This is a genomic window from Brasilonema angustatum (assembly GCF_059505445.1).
Window position 1 is genome coordinate 61,655 of the sequence record NZ_JCACKO010000152.1, and the last position, 14,272, is coordinate 75,926.

9 protein-coding genes are annotated in these 14,272 nt (G+C 40.5%); 5 read left to right on the forward strand and 4 right to left on the reverse strand.

Features of this window, described 5'->3' with window-relative positions; all coding sequences use genetic code 11:
• Window positions 1–174 precede the first annotated feature (174 nt).
• From AC5JM2_RS33005 to AC5JM2_RS33020, 4 genes are all read left to right on the forward strand, one after another.
• Window positions 175–1,713: a DEAD/DEAH box helicase family protein gene (locus AC5JM2_RS33005; protein ID WP_495839956.1), complete on the forward strand. Its 1,539-nt coding sequence runs from the start codon at window positions 175–177 to the stop codon at window positions 1,711–1,713.
• 225 nt (window positions 1,714–1,938) lie between these two features.
• On the forward strand, window positions 1,939–3,153 hold the full coding sequence (locus AC5JM2_RS33010) for a DUF790 family protein (protein ID WP_495839958.1): 1,215 nt from the start codon (window positions 1,939–1,941) through the stop codon (window positions 3,151–3,153).
• Between the two features lie 240 nt (window positions 3,154–3,393).
• Window positions 3,394–3,969 (forward strand): peptide deformylase, encoded by a 576-nt coding sequence (def, locus tag AC5JM2_RS33015; RefSeq protein WP_495839960.1) that lies wholly within the window; start codon window positions 3,394–3,396, stop codon window positions 3,967–3,969.
• Between the two features lie 8 nt (window positions 3,970–3,977).
• Window positions 3,978–4,175 (forward strand): hypothetical protein, encoded by a 198-nt coding sequence (locus AC5JM2_RS33020; RefSeq protein ID WP_169264503.1) that lies wholly within the window; start codon window positions 3,978–3,980, stop codon window positions 4,173–4,175.
• Window positions 4,176–4,332: 157 nt separating this feature from the next.
• Here the strand turns inward: AC5JM2_RS33020 and AC5JM2_RS33025 are convergent, their stop codons facing one another.
• From AC5JM2_RS33025 to AC5JM2_RS33040, 4 genes are all read right to left on the reverse strand, one after another.
• Window positions 4,333–4,725 carry a carboxymuconolactone decarboxylase family protein gene (locus tag AC5JM2_RS33025; RefSeq protein ID WP_210613548.1) on the reverse strand — a complete coding sequence of 131 codons (393 nt, stop codon included), beginning with the start codon at window positions 4,723–4,725 and terminating at the stop codon, window positions 4,333–4,335.
• An 88-nt stretch (window positions 4,726–4,813) separates the two neighbouring features.
• Entirely contained in the window at window positions 4,814–10,498 is a 5,685-nt protein-coding gene (locus tag AC5JM2_RS33030) for a DEAD/DEAH box helicase (RefSeq protein ID WP_495839962.1), read from the reverse strand.
• Between the two features lie 6 nt (window positions 10,499–10,504).
• Window positions 10,505–11,578 (reverse strand): hypothetical protein, encoded by a 1,074-nt coding sequence (locus AC5JM2_RS33035; RefSeq protein WP_495839963.1) that lies wholly within the window; start codon window positions 11,576–11,578, stop codon window positions 10,505–10,507.
• Window positions 11,565–13,634, reverse strand: coding sequence for a hypothetical protein (locus AC5JM2_RS33040; protein WP_495839965.1), 2,070 nt, complete (start codon window positions 13,632–13,634; stop codon window positions 11,565–11,567). Before AC5JM2_RS33040 ends, AC5JM2_RS33035 begins: the two co-directional genes overlap by 14 nt.
• 352 nt (window positions 13,635–13,986) lie before the next feature.
• On the opposite strand from AC5JM2_RS33040, the gene AC5JM2_RS33045 reads away from it, so the two are divergent.
• Window positions 13,987–14,175 carry a hypothetical protein gene (locus tag AC5JM2_RS33045; protein WP_495839967.1) on the forward strand — a complete coding sequence of 63 codons (189 nt, stop codon included), beginning with the start codon at window positions 13,987–13,989 and terminating at the stop codon, window positions 14,173–14,175.
• Window positions 14,176–14,272 lie beyond the last annotated feature (97 nt).

Here is a 14,272-nt window from a genome sequence, read left to right on the forward strand (position 1 = left end):
GTTATTCTTATTGACAAGATGTCTTTGTTCTGTACTGTCTAGGACTTTACGTTCCTCAATTCACGATCATGAACGTTACATGCGTCTAGGTAGGTTCGTAATAACAGCTTTTACGTTATTAATAGTTAAAAGTGAGACACATCTTACATTTTAACAAAGCCGAGAAAAGCAAAAATGGCTCGCACGCCCACACTAACTTTTGATCGTGGCACATTAATTTTGCATCCACCACCACGCGGCAGGGCTTGGATGGATTTTGCTACATGGGATGATAGAGTAGAAAAATTCCGCATTCCGGCTATTCAATACCGTGCTTTGGTGGAAGCAATGCAAGCCCAAGATACTAATTTTATCGATGAAGCTAAGGCGTTTTATCCGATAGAGTTGGTTCCGAGTCTGGAAATGGAACCTTATCCCCACCAAAGTGAGGCGTTAGCTGCTTGGAAACTCGCGGGAAGACAAGGAGTCGTCGTGCTTCCCACCGCAGCGGGAAAGACGTATCTGGCGCAAATGGCGATGCAAGCGACGCCGCGCACGACACTTATTGTCGTGCCAACGCTGGATTTAATGCATCAGTGGTATGCTCATTTGAAGGCGGCGTTTCCTGATGCTGAGGTTGGGTTACTTGGCGGTGGTTCGCGCGATAGAACACCTGTACTTGTTGCCACTTATGATAGTGCGGCTATCCATGCGGAAAGTTTGGGGAATCTGTATGCTTTGTTAATTTTTGATGAATGTCATCATTTGCCAACAGATTTTAGTCGGGTGATTGCGGAATATGCGATCGCACCCTACCGTTTGGGACTATCTGCGACACCCGAACGCACTGATGGTAAACACGCTGACTTGAATTTTTTAATAGGTAGAGAAGTTTATCGCAAAAGGGCTGAAGATTTAGCAGGGAATGCGTTAGCAGAACATGAAGTTGTACAAATTAAGGTGAAATTATCACAAAATGAGCGGGAAAAATACACTCAACTGATTCAAGTTCGCAATGATTTTTTGAAGGAATCAAAGATTTCTTTGGGGAGTCTTCAAGGCTGGCAGAGATTTGTGCAAATGAGTGCGCGATCGCAAGCTGGGCGTAGAGCCATGTTAGCGCATCGGGAAGCGAAAGAAATTGCTTTGGGTACTGATGGGAAGATAAGAGTTCTTGCTGATATATTAACAGAACATTATCCAGAAAGAGTTTTGATTTTTACTGCTGATAATGCGACAGTTTACCACATTTCTCAAAATTTTCTGGTTCCAGCAATTACTCATCAAACTCCTGTCAAGGAACGGCATGAAATATTAACAAAGTTTCGAGAGGGAGAGTTTAAAACTTTGGTTGCTTCTCACGTGTTGAATGAGGGTGTTGATGTTCCTGCGGCTTCTGTTGCGATTATTTTATCTGGTACTGGTTCAACACGGGAGTATATTCAAAGATTGGGAAGAGTTTTAAGAAAAGGTAAGGATAATAAGAAGCAGGCGATTTTGTACGAGGTGGTGGCGGAAGATACGAGTGAGGAAGGGACTTCAGCGAGGAGAAGAGGTGTGGAGAAGAAAAATGAACCGCCAAGACGCCAAGAACGCCAAGAGAAAGAGGAGAAGAAAGGGAATTTACGGGTTATTTATGGGAGTGGGAAGGAAAAGAGTCTTAAAGCTGCTGAACAGTTGGAGATAAATTATAAAGTTCAAAAGAAACCGCCGATAAATACGGATGAAACCTGATAATCTTGCAATAATTATAGGAACATCCCAATGCATACAAAAATACTAAGACTTACCCAAAAACCCTTTTAAACTCTCTTACCTTCGTGCTCTTTGCGTCCTTTGCGGTTTATTATTTTATTCTCCTGTTCCCGTCTCAATACGAGATGACAGTAAAGTTGCACATTTGGAATGTTTCCATAATTACCTGTATTCATCTGCATTTATCTGCGGTTAAAAAGTTCAATGCTACCAACAGAGTTACTAAGTCACAGGCAAAATGGGGAAGAAATTATCCCGAAGAGACTGAAGATTGATGATAATCATTTGGCGATCGCCACTGAGTTAACAAGTTGTTTTCAGGAGGCGGTAGGTGAGACTCAAGGTACACTTGAGCGTCAGTTGTCGGAGTTGGAGGGGGATACTCCAGATTATAGACTCAAGCGGGGTTTAGCTTATATCCTCAAAAGCAGTTTCTCCACTTTTGAGGTGGTGAGTCCTTTGGAACCTCAAATGTTACGAGAAAGGGTTTTTGCTTTGGCGGCGAAGTCTGCTCCGAGTCGCGAGTTGACAGAAACGACTTTAACAAAGATTGCTGATGAATTGAGTCATGAACTTGAGCGTGAAGTTTTGCCAAAACAAGTTGGTGAAGGATTATATGCGGATTTGTCTGAGAATAAGATTTTAACTGCTTTTGATGCGCCAGCACCCCATGATTTATTGCATCGCTACAATTTATCTCAGGTGCAGGGGGTGTTTTATAGAGCAAGTCAGTTGGTGATAAATGCTCATCGCAATGTGCCTGGACAATATAAGCTTTTGTTTCGCTACCTCAAGTTGTTTCAATTAATGTCTTATATTGAGGGAGATGCTGACCACGGTTTTACAATTACAATTGATGGTCCGACGAGTTTGTTTACTCCCAGTACGCGGTATGGTTTGGCTATAGCGAAGCTAATCCCGGCTTTACTTCATGTCACAAAATGGAGTCTTTCCACTATATTACAAATTCGTGATCCATACACAAATACATGGAAAACGGGACGTTTTACTCTCAATTCTGAATGCGGTTTGGTGTCTCATTATTCCACTGGTAAACCATACGATAGTATGTTGGAAGAGTCTTTTGCTGATAAGTGGGAGTCAACAAAAACGGATTGGGTGTTGGAGCGAGAGGTTGACTTAATTCCTATTCCTGGAAGTGTGATGATTCCTGATTTTAGATTAGTCCATCCTGATGGGCGATCGCTGTTATTAGAAATAGTTGGTTATTGGCGACCAGAATATTTACAAAAGAAGTTTTCCCAAGTACGACGTGCAGGACGTGATGATTTGATTTTGGCAATTTCAGAGCGATTGAATCTGGAGAAAGCCGGAGTTCAATTAAATGATGTGCCTGCTAGAATTGTTTGGTTTAAAGATAAATTGTTGCCGAAAGCGGTGTTAGCAGTGATCGAGTAAGTAGGTAGGCGTGAATAAACCTCACTATGTAACAGAATGTAAATTTGTCAAAACCCTTGCGATTGGATTGAGTCGATGGAAGGATGAAAATGTTTCTTCCTCACTCCTATTTTCATAGGGAATATGGGCATTACATCCCTTAATGGTGGGTTTTACCCAATTCAGGAAGGGGACTGGAATTGTTAAGATTAGAGAAATCACAATATATTAAAACAGCCAGCACAACTGAGTTACAAGACCATGCCTATAGAAATCGCTGTTGAAAAGAAAAAGTTACAAAATCCGCCATTAGAACTTCATTACTTGGGCGATCGCGTTCTCCGTCAAGCTACTAAGCGTGTATCGAAAGTCGATGAGGAAATTCGTCAAGTGATACGCGAAATGCTACAAACTATGTACAGCAAGGATGGCATTGGTTTGGCTGCGCCTCAAGTGGGAGTTAACAAACAACTCATTGTCATCGACTGCGAACCAGATAACCCAGCTAACCCACCACTGGTATTAATCAATCCCACTATCACAAAAGCTAGCCGTGAAATTTGTATGGCGCAAGAAGGATGTTTGAGTATTCCAGGGGTTTACATGGATGTAAAGCGTCCGCAAGTTGTAGAAATTTCTTATAAAGATGAACACGGGCGTCCCCGGACTCTAAAAGCTGGAGATTTACTTGGACGATGCATTCAGCACGAGATGGATCACCTCAACGGCGTGGTATTTGTAGATCGTGTAGAAAACTCTTTAGCTTTGACGCAAGAGCTATCTAAGCATGGGTTTTCACATCAGGCTGTAAAACCAATAGATAGGGTGGTTCGCTAGTGAATATAATGACTCCAAAAAGCGGTTTATTTCTCGCTGGTTCTTGTATTACCGCTATAGCCGCAGTCGGTTCAATGTTTGAACTCGGTTCTGGACAACCAGACTTGGGTACTGAGATAACTGCAATTATCCTCGCAATAAGCATTCCACTGACAGGATTATTTTTTGTTGCTGCAGTCAGGGATGCTAGAGCTAATATTAAGTAAGCATCAGGTGTAAAGCAAGGAAAAGGAAAAAGAAAAAAGGAAATATAAATCTTTTGACTTTTAGCCTTTTCCCTTTTACTAAAGGCTGATTATTTTGTTGTTAATTCAGATAAAAATTTCCAACAATTGAAAGAATCATTGCTGTGAGGATAAGCCTCTACGTCTTGAATTGCTCATCCACTGGAATTTGGTAGCCATTGGCAAGGCGATTGGTTGTATTTGCTGTAGCAATAATCCCCATAAGTTCGGCGAACATAACATCGCTCATGCCTTTTGCATATGCCCCTGCTGTGTGCGAGGCGATGCAGTACTCACAACCATTTGTCACACTCACCGCAATATAAATCAGTTCGCGCATCAACGGATCGAGTTCGCCTGGACTAGTCATCACTTCTTTGAGTGTCTCCCACGTTCGGCGTAGAGTGGGGGGATGGTTGGCGATCGCTTTCCAAAAATTGTTAATGTAATCAGTCTTACGAGTGGCGCGGATGTCGTCATATACGACACGCACTTCGTCACTCGCTTGTTCGTATTCAATTAGTTTGGTCATCTGAATGGAGAACTGTAAAGGACAAAGAAAGACTTTCAGCTTTTGAGATCATAGTGGTATTTATACAATGAAAATTTTCAGAATATGCCTACGGCGAACCCAGTGACTGATAACACCAGCTAGGACGGCGCAAAAGATTAAAGGTATCAATGTAACGAATTCGGCTGTCTGGTGCTACTGTAGCAACAGCATCAGTTAATAAGCCAATGGGGTTATTGAGGTTCCACAACGGATGAACAATAATAACTGTTATATCACCCACTGTAAAACCAGGCAAACTTCCGAAATATTGCGGAGAACAACTACTAAAAGATGCACAAAAAGCATCTCGAAGTTCAGTTGCTGTTTGTCGCCAGTTTTCTAAGTCTGGGGCAGAAAAATCGCCGTGCAAACCGCAACTAAAATTATTATCAGCTAATGCCTTGAGTAAAGAGAGACCACTACGCCAATCGAGCAAGCCGTGATAGTTTATATTGCGGTAGTGTCGTAAGCACTCATAACAGGAAGAATCACATTTCTTGCGATGCTGCTGTGACATCATGGCATCAACAAAAGTATTTTGTGCTTTGATAATTTTTTCTATGAGGATGTTTTGCCAATGTTGGGCAAGCCATAATGTAAAACCAGAACCATTGGGTAGGCGATCGCTAATTACAATTTCTCCTACTTTTTCACCAGTTTCTTCTAGTTCAAGCTGCCGTAAACCACTCACATCTAATTCATCTGGATCAATATCTAATTCCTGTGCTGCGACAGCACGGATAATAAAAGCCGCAGAATAGAAAGCAGCTTTAATAGCTGAACCAGGTGCAATGGGATCGAGACATAATCCAGTGGGTACAGATGCGGGTTTGATGCGGAGAACGCCAGTTGTTTTCGGTGCAACAATAGCCAGTGCTTCAGATTCACCCGGTTCTTTAAAAATTATCCCATTGGATGGATTCTGAAATCGTTCATCAATCCATTGAAATTCTAAAATTTTTTCACCACGTCCAAAAGAAGCTTTACCTACTGCTCCTTTAAACAAATTCCCGCGATTATCATTAACACGGAATACTCTGCCAGTTTGAGAAAAAGCGGTCTGAGTATTTGTATTATCTATGAAGTTAAAATTTTGAGGTTGCGACTCAGCAACACTACCCGCACCTGAGATTAATACATCATGTTCTTCCTTTGCATCTGTACCATAGTTGAGGCTAGTACGAAAAGCCAAAGGTACTGCCCATTTAAAAACTTTAAAACCTTGTTCTGGTATTGCTCCACATTTGGGACAGACCGTATTTTCAAATTCATTATCAGAAGTTTCTGTATGTTGGCAGCGCTGACATCTCAACATCCACTTTCGGGAAGAAAGCGGGTCATTCTCAGCAGGAACAAAGCCATTTTTACTGTCTGGAAGTAACGGTGCAGTAAAACCAATAGAGGTGTAAATTCGTTTATCTTTAGTCTTTTCTGCACCTGGGGCAAATTCCGCAATAGCTAAATCTAAATCACGGTCGATAGTAGCAATCTTCTTGTTTTTTGATGGATTGTGATGATACAAATCCCGAACTCTGGATGGCATACCGAACATGGGCAAAACACCACCTTCTGCAAGTAGTTCTGCTAATCCCTTTCCTGTCAATTCTTTATTATTTGCACACTCGTTTATCTTGTTAAACAAGTCCTGACGCGCATAATTTTCAAAAAAGATGGGAGCGATATTTTTTACACCAATAAGCAAATCATTTACTACCTCGGTAACTTCAGGTGAACTCTGTAACCATTGACAAACTTTCTGACGACGAGATTCTTTTTCTAGCCAGTCTTTTACTGTACCAAATTCCCCGTGACTATCTGGCGGCGTGGGACCATCCCACCACTTAACATCAGCACATAGAAACGCACGTCGCAGACATTCTTTTGCTAATAGACGCCGTGCAATTTCAATTTGTGACATCGATAGAAAGGGAACTGGTGGCGGGTCACCTGTAATTTTTTCGGGATGTTGATAATAAAATTCATCGTGACTGTTACCACGACAAATAGTTAATACAATGGCGAAAGGTTGACCCCGACGACCTGCACGACCTGCTCTTTGTTGGTAATTAAAACGCATGGGTGGCATATTTGCCATCACTACAGCCATTAAACTACCAATATCAATTCCCACTTCCATTGTGGTAGTAACACTTAGGATGTCGATAGTATCAACCACTGGGATAAAATCTCTATCTTGTTCGCCGATGTTGACAACAATATTGCGAAAATGGCGCTGTCTTTCTGCTTGATCGTCGGTTTGTCCTGTCAATTCTTCACAATGCAAACGCATGGGTTGACGCTTATTAACTGCTTCTGTCGCGTAATAATTACGAGCGTATAAATCTGAGCATTTTTTATTAGGTGATATGGGTAATTCTGCAAGACAATTTGTACAGATACCGGCTGCACGATGTAGGTGAGGGCGTCCACATGATGTGCATTGCCAAACTGGATCACCGGGAACTGCAACTCGTACCCATAAATGCAGCGGGTTAATTTTTAAATGTTCATGTTTACCATGTTGGCAAATAGCTGACCACAATGCATCAAATAATAGCTTCTCAGAAAGCTTATGCTGTGTCACGCATTTAGTGACATATTTTTTCAATCTGGCTTTTGCATCTTGCCAACTGTTCCAATCCTCAGCAGGATACTTAGGATACCGATACAAATCACCAATGACACGCAAGCATCCGTTGCATATTTCGATAAAAACTTCTGGTGAAAGTTTGCATTGTGTAGCTAATTTATTGATTTCTTCTTGTGGAAAATTAAGACAAACATAGCCTAGAGCGGATGCTTCAATGCTATAAAATAAGCGACTAAAGAAAGTATCGCATACTTCAGACTCTGTTTTTGATATAAGAGTATATCGCTTGTCAATTGCTTCCCTAGAAGAACCAGCTTTCCATTTTGGTGATTGAGATACAAAATCAAAAAATCCTGTCCAATGATGTAATTTCTTGTCGTAAGAAAACTCTTGGTCATTGATATCGTTACCAGCAGGATTTATGCCTAAACTAGCTAATCTCTGAATAAGTACTCCTGGAGTATCTTTTTCGCCTTCAAATAACACCTTAAGTGAAACGATGCGCGTTTTAGCTGTTTCTTTAATTTCATTGATGAGATTTTGAGCCTTATTTCGGCGATTGATATACAGTTCTAAATCATCATCATCAAGACCTTCTGGCAAAGGTTTATTAGCATTTTTTATAGTTTTTTTAAACTTTTCGACAGCATCAGGGTTATTTTGAGCAAATTCTCTTGCTTCTAAACGAACAGGTTGACCATATTTTTGAATATCTTCTAATAGGTAAACTTTACCAACAGCTAATTGATTAAGTTCATCAAATATTGCCTCACGAACAAGGTCAGAGTAATGAGTACGTTCAATCCCATTTGATATTGAAGCGGCATTTTCACGACTATCAGAAAATACGACTAATTTACGAGAGTCTGATTTTTCTGGTAACTGATAAAAGATTTCTTTAGATAGCAGTTGACTCAACCTAGAAAATGCAGTACGGAAGCCTCTAATTGAAGATTTCCAAGACCTTCGCCTAGTGTAATCTGCACCACAACATGGGCAAAGAGAGGGTTGTGCTGCCATAAATGCTTGCGTTTCTGGTGATGTATCTCGCAAGTTGAAAATATAGCCTTTTATCCACTGATTATCTGCTGTATCTGAATCAGGTTCTTCTAAAGTAACGCGACTACTACGAGTGTCTAACCAGGCTTTATCCCACCAAGCTTTTTCTTTAATTTTATCGCCTCTTGATGGTTGGTTCCAGCCTTTTATATTTAATTCTTTGTCATAAAGATTTGTAGAGGGATAAAATATAGCATATTCACGATATGTTCGCCGTTCTAAAAAATTACCAATTTGGCGGTCAGGAATGCTTTCAATATTTGGTTCTGTAGGCAAAAGTTCCCAACCATTACCGTCCTTTAGTTCCAGACGGTTTCCACCATAAAAGACAGTACCGCACTGTTCGCAGTAAAGCATTTCTAGCACTCGAAATCCATCATGAACTATTGGTGGATTTTTTACAAAGAGTCTACCTACCGGTCGGTTTTTACTACTTTCATTCTCATGACAATCATAATTTGGCTGAGTGCAAGCCCAAAGCCCATCAATATTTCTGAAAAACCAGTGCAACCTAAACCGAAATGATTCTAAAGATTTATCTTCAGATAAACCACGAGCAATTAGCAATCCCTTTACTGCTAAATTAAGATTTTCTTCATCTAAATTCTCACCAAAAATCCCTTTAGCAAATTGCCTGAGAGATACTGCACGAATTGTATTGTCGAGCTTACAAGAGTTAAGCATTATAGCGCCTACAGTATCGCTTTGTGATGACAAGACTTGTAAACATTTCTTGAGAAAAGTGGCTTCCTCTGGTGCGTTTGCTAAGGCGATAAATGGTTCACTCTCTAAAAATTTTTGTCCGACAATTGCTGGAATTGCCTCAGGATGACCAGGGATAATTTGTTCGGAATGCCATTCTGTACCGAAGAATTCAGATAAGAATTTTAAACTTTGTGGGTCATTTGGTTCAAGAGACGCACTAGAGGCAAGAATTTTTAATTTAGGATGACCAGGATAAAGTTCCAAACGTTGCAGCAGCAGGCGAATCAGGTAAGCAACTTCTGTCCCAGCAGTGCCACGATAAAGGTGTAATTCATCAAGAATTAAGTGAAAAACACTGCCTTCTTTCTTTAACCATTCCCGTGTTTTATCAAAAATATTTTTATCAATATCTCGCATCAGCATAATGCTGAGCATGGAATAATTAGTAATTAAAATATCAGGTGGATCATCTTGCATATCCCAACGACAGCGCATTTCCGCCCCATCTAAACGCGGGAAAAAGAATGTTACATCCTTGTCACCAGTTTTCTTAAAATGTTCCTCAGCAGCTTGGACTGATTTTTGCATCTGCTGCATTTCTTCAAGAAGTTCTTCTATCTTGTCCCCGTTAGGTTTACCATTTTGTTTGTACTCATGCCCTGGTACAGGTGTGACGCCGTTGTATCTGCCAAAATAAATTCTGTTGTCTTTTCTATTATTTTTAAACCAATCTCGCGCCTTGTCAGAATCTAAAGCGCGGCGTAACCTGGTAAGTTGGTCTTCAACAAGGGCATTCATCGGGTATAAAATTAGTGCCCTTACCGCAGCATCTCGTTTTTCATGATTCCTTTGAGGTAGGCGATAAGATTGCTTAAAACTGCGGTTTTTCTTTACTAGAGGGTTGCATTTATTTTGCCAATCTTTGTTTTCCCACCAGTCATCGATATGCGGTGGCGCTGCTGACGGTGCTTGCCAGTTTTTTGATTCTTTGGCTAGATAAGCAAACAAGGGTAAGAGGAAAGATTCTGTTTTACCTGAACCTGTACCAGCAGTAACAACTGCATTTTGACCCGATAATCCTTGACGGAGCATTTCCAGTTGGTGAGTGTATAATTCAAAATCACCAACCAGTCCACAGGAAGCTAATTCTTTAAAATCTAGCAGTGCAGACTTATCTAAACCTGGAACATCTGAAAGTTGTAAATTATTGATTGTTTTCCCAGATTTTTGATAACGAGGTAAAGGTTCGATCCAAGGTTCTTGATAAAATACTCCTGGTTCACGCAAACGTCGTTCCCGTTCCTTCTCAATTTCAGGAAATTGTGTACCGAAAGCAGTTTTAACATAAAGGATTAAGTTGTCGCGTAGCTTTTCAAAAGCGCCGATAGGGTCTTTCATTTATCCTCACAATTTGACGTCTAAAGATTGTATTAATAGAGTTTGACCTAATTTAGCCGCAGTCATTTCTGCTATTTGAGGGGGAACGTCTCGAAATAAGTTGAAACCTTTGACATTAAAACCGTTGACCACTTCTTTCGGTTTTGGGATAGAAGAATTAGAAGTGAGTTTTTGTAATGGGAATTTTTCTACTATTGGTACGTATCCTGAGCATAAAGTTAAAGCTCTTTCTAGCACTTTTGGTAGTTTAGCGCCAACCGGAACTGCCATCATAAATCGACGTTTGTCGTAAATGATAACTTTAATCTTAGCAGCATTAATAACAGCATATCGCCCCCAGTCACGTTCAACTTGGGTACATCTTTCTTCTTGCCAAAGATAATATGTTTGGGTTTTGCGAGAGGGATGTTGATATTTGCTGAGACGGATATTCGGCACTCTCATTCCCGACGCACCTCCCATTGATGAGGGAGAAGGGAGAAAGCGTAATATATTAGGATCAAATGTTTGACGTTTCCAGTTTAATTCTGACTCATTAGACCACTGGCAATTAGTTAAATAATCTTCAAGGGAGGCGGAAAAATTTAAAAGCGACCAAGCTGATGGTGTTTCTATAAAATTCATTGCTAATTGAGAAGCAATTTCCTGTAATTCTGATACATCCTCAGCTTGTACAGCTATTCGCTTAGGTACTAATACTAATTCAGCCTTTTGTTCTGTCACTTCAATCTTTATGTTTCGTCCAACAGATTGACAAGTATTTCTTAATTTATCTATAGTGTTTGGTGTTCTAAATCCTGCTAAAATAGCTTGAGGAAAACCAGCGCTAGGTAATCTTATTAATACAGGGGGAGTGACATAAACTTTTTTGTTATTGTCAGTGAAATCAAATTCACAGTGACCCAATGAATCCAGAGCGCGAACAGTTGATAATCTTTTATCTTTAATGTCATCCTCCTCCTCACTACAAGCAGTTCTATTAAGACTGTAAAGATAATAAAATGCCTGTTTAAGAGATAACCAAGGCATTTCCTTTTTAGCAGAAATGACATAGAGTAGTTCGTCGCTATCCCTGGACACGCTTTGCCTCCTTTTGGAATTTTTCCCATAATTTCTTCAGACGAATATCGTCGATAGGAGGCAGAGTTCGTTTGTGATTATCCAACAAGATTTTTTTCCAAGAAAACAATTTTTTCTTATCCTTACAAATTAATACCTTAAGTTCTGATTCTTGTAAGCTTGTACCACAAAATATCGCTCTATCAAAAAAACTTCCTTTGGCAATAGCCCAAACAGGATACCAATCAATAGGTAGTGATTCTTCTGGATAAATTGCAACTTGCCCCGGTTCTTTACCCACAAAAATAATGCGTTGGTTTCCTTGGATTGGCAAGAGAGTATTGAAGTTAAAAGCAGGACAATCAATTCCCTTTACCAATGCTCCAATCACTCCTGGAGAGTTTTCATGTCGATTTGTTGTCACCAAACTAAAACTGTCAAGATATGGCGTTTTTCTGCTGATTCGGGAAGGAAAATCTTCTACTAAAAATAGAGATAAACGCTTAATAATATCTTTACCCTTGCAGGCTTCAATTTCAAGCTTGGTGTCGGCTGGAATCTCTGGAGAGAGTTCATAAATACCTTCTCCAGATTTGTCTTGTAACAGCTTGCCATTGCAATATACTTTTACGGATTCATCACCACCTTGTAAAACTAATTTTGGTGGTGCGAATTTAAAGAAATAATTTCCTCTGTCAAGGCGTACACCACCTTCTAAATCAAGTCTGATGCTAGTCGAAAAGGACAAGATAGGATATTCGCTTTTTACTATTTCATCACTATGGGCAGCAGCCACTTTAAAAAAGTACCATCCGGTAGGTAAACCTTTGACAGTATGCAGTTTCTCAAAGCCTTCACAACTGGATGCACCCCATTTTTCTAACAAACTGCAACACTCTTGCTGCACTGCTAAATAAAAAGGCAAACCTTTAGGAATTTGCACTACTTCTACAAGTCCAGGTAACCCCAAACTTCTGCCTTCAACAAACACTCGGATTGGCGAAGCTGGCAATTTAAAACACCATTGTTTGTTAGTGGATTCCATCCGCAAACCCTGACGCCAATCCAATTGGGAGGCGTCGATATTTTTACCATTTAATTCTTTGCGGATAGGTGAAGACCAACCATTACCCTGTTCAGTGCAAGAGTAAGAATCGTGATTAGAATTCAAAATCAGACCATCTTCAGGAAATTCATGCTTTGTCGTACAACGTAAGGTGAAGCTGGCACGTTTGGCAATCAAGTCGAGTTTGCAACATAGTCTTAAGACACCGTAAACCTGAGTTCTTCCTTCAGACGGTATTTCGGTAGTTCCATCCCAGGTGCGTAACTCATTAACAATCCTTTCGATCAGTGCGTGACGTAGTTCATCGCCTTCGCTGGTTTCTTCCAGTAATCGCAGCGTTCGTCTTCGCAGATAGTTACGTCCGTGTTTGACTAACAAAGAAGCTGTATGTCTTTCAGAGGGAAGGGAAATAGGTTCTAAGCCTGCTTCTGCAAAAATAACGGGTAGTGCCTTCAGTTCCCTCTGCGTCAAAAGAGTTTGGGCGATGGGTATACCGACGTGAACCAACCTGCCAGTAATATTTGCGTTGAAAATGCCCAGTTCACCTGATTTATCGACATTTGCCCATTTCTCTAAATCTTTCCAGAGTGTTTGCATCTGGTCAAAGTGGGGATATGGTCGGGATGTCGGTTCTTCACCCAGTAATTCCCGCAAGCGCGGATAGTAGGCTTTAGAAGAAAAATCACCTTCAGTACCTGCTGCCAAAACAAATAAAGCTAAGTAGCCTATATATGGAGGATAACCTTGTCGATGGTATCGCCATTCCGGGTTTTGCATACTCCCCCAGGCTTTTTTACAGATACCATTTATATTTACTGCATTTTTTACTGTTTGGATAAAGTCTTGGTAGGCAACCCCTTTAGATGCGCCTAAGGAATTAATAAAATCCTCTGTGACGTAAAGATTAACAGTACGCCCCGCCATTTCTGGGTTGAAGAAATGCTGTGCGATTTTATCGTTCCACTCTGAGTAATTTATAGTAGTTTTTACAGATAGATTGACGGCTTTCATGTACTTATTATAATCTGTATATTTATTGATATTGCATAAAGTCTACTTTTCATAAGACGTGAAAAACAGAGTTTAGTTCATAGAAGATTTATGCGCGGATGATTGACGCGAATTTTGAACCTAGTGGTTCGCCACACACGCTATGACGAGGTAATCAAGGAATGGGGGAGTATGACGGGGTAATGAGGAGATGGCACAGATGCAGTGATGGGAGAGTTTCTCTCTACCTCCCCACTTCTGGATTAATCAAAACGTCACGGTATAATTTCTGAGATACGAGTGGGACGGCAGTGGTGTATCCCAAATTATGAGTATAAATGCTTACTAAATCGGGGACTTCAGGGTGATTTAGGTGAGCAACGTTAAACCTATATCTACTAATCTGTTTGCGGAAGGTTTTGGTTTAGATCTGGGGATCGAGCAGCCAGGTTTCCAAACGGTAAGCGTGGTAGAAATAGATTCTGGCGGGACAAATAAGCTGTTGCGCATTAAAAATGCACAACAGCAAGGCAGAAGGCAGAAGGAAAGAGGGTTTCAATGATTGATTAGACTAAAAGAATATGCAAATTCAAAGCGCGACAGCTTACCATTGCAACTTTAGTTTGGAGACAAAATTCTTCAAAAGCAATTTCCCGCCT

Coding starts and splice junctions, on each gene's coding strand:
- AC5JM2_RS33005 (WP_495839956.1), top strand. CDS start 175: ATGGCTCGCACGCCCACACTAACTTTTGATCGTGGCACATTAATTTTG.
- AC5JM2_RS33010 (WP_495839958.1), top strand. CDS start 1,939: ATGCTACCAACAGAGTTACTAAGTCACAGGCAAAATGGGGAAGAAATT.
- def (WP_495839960.1), top strand. CDS start 3,394: ATGCCTATAGAAATCGCTGTTGAAAAGAAAAAGTTACAAAATCCGCCA.
- AC5JM2_RS33020 (WP_169264503.1), top strand. CDS start 3,978: ATGACTCCAAAAAGCGGTTTATTTCTCGCTGGTTCTTGTATTACCGCT.
- AC5JM2_RS33025 (WP_210613548.1), bottom strand. CDS start 4,725: ATGACCAAACTAATTGAATACGAACAAGCGAGTGACGAAGTGCGTGTC.
- AC5JM2_RS33030 (WP_495839962.1), bottom strand. CDS start 10,498: ATGAAAGACCCTATCGGCGCTTTTGAAAAGCTACGCGACAACTTAATC.
- AC5JM2_RS33040 (WP_495839965.1), bottom strand. CDS start 13,634: ATGAAAGCCGTCAATCTATCTGTAAAAACTACTATAAATTACTCAGAG.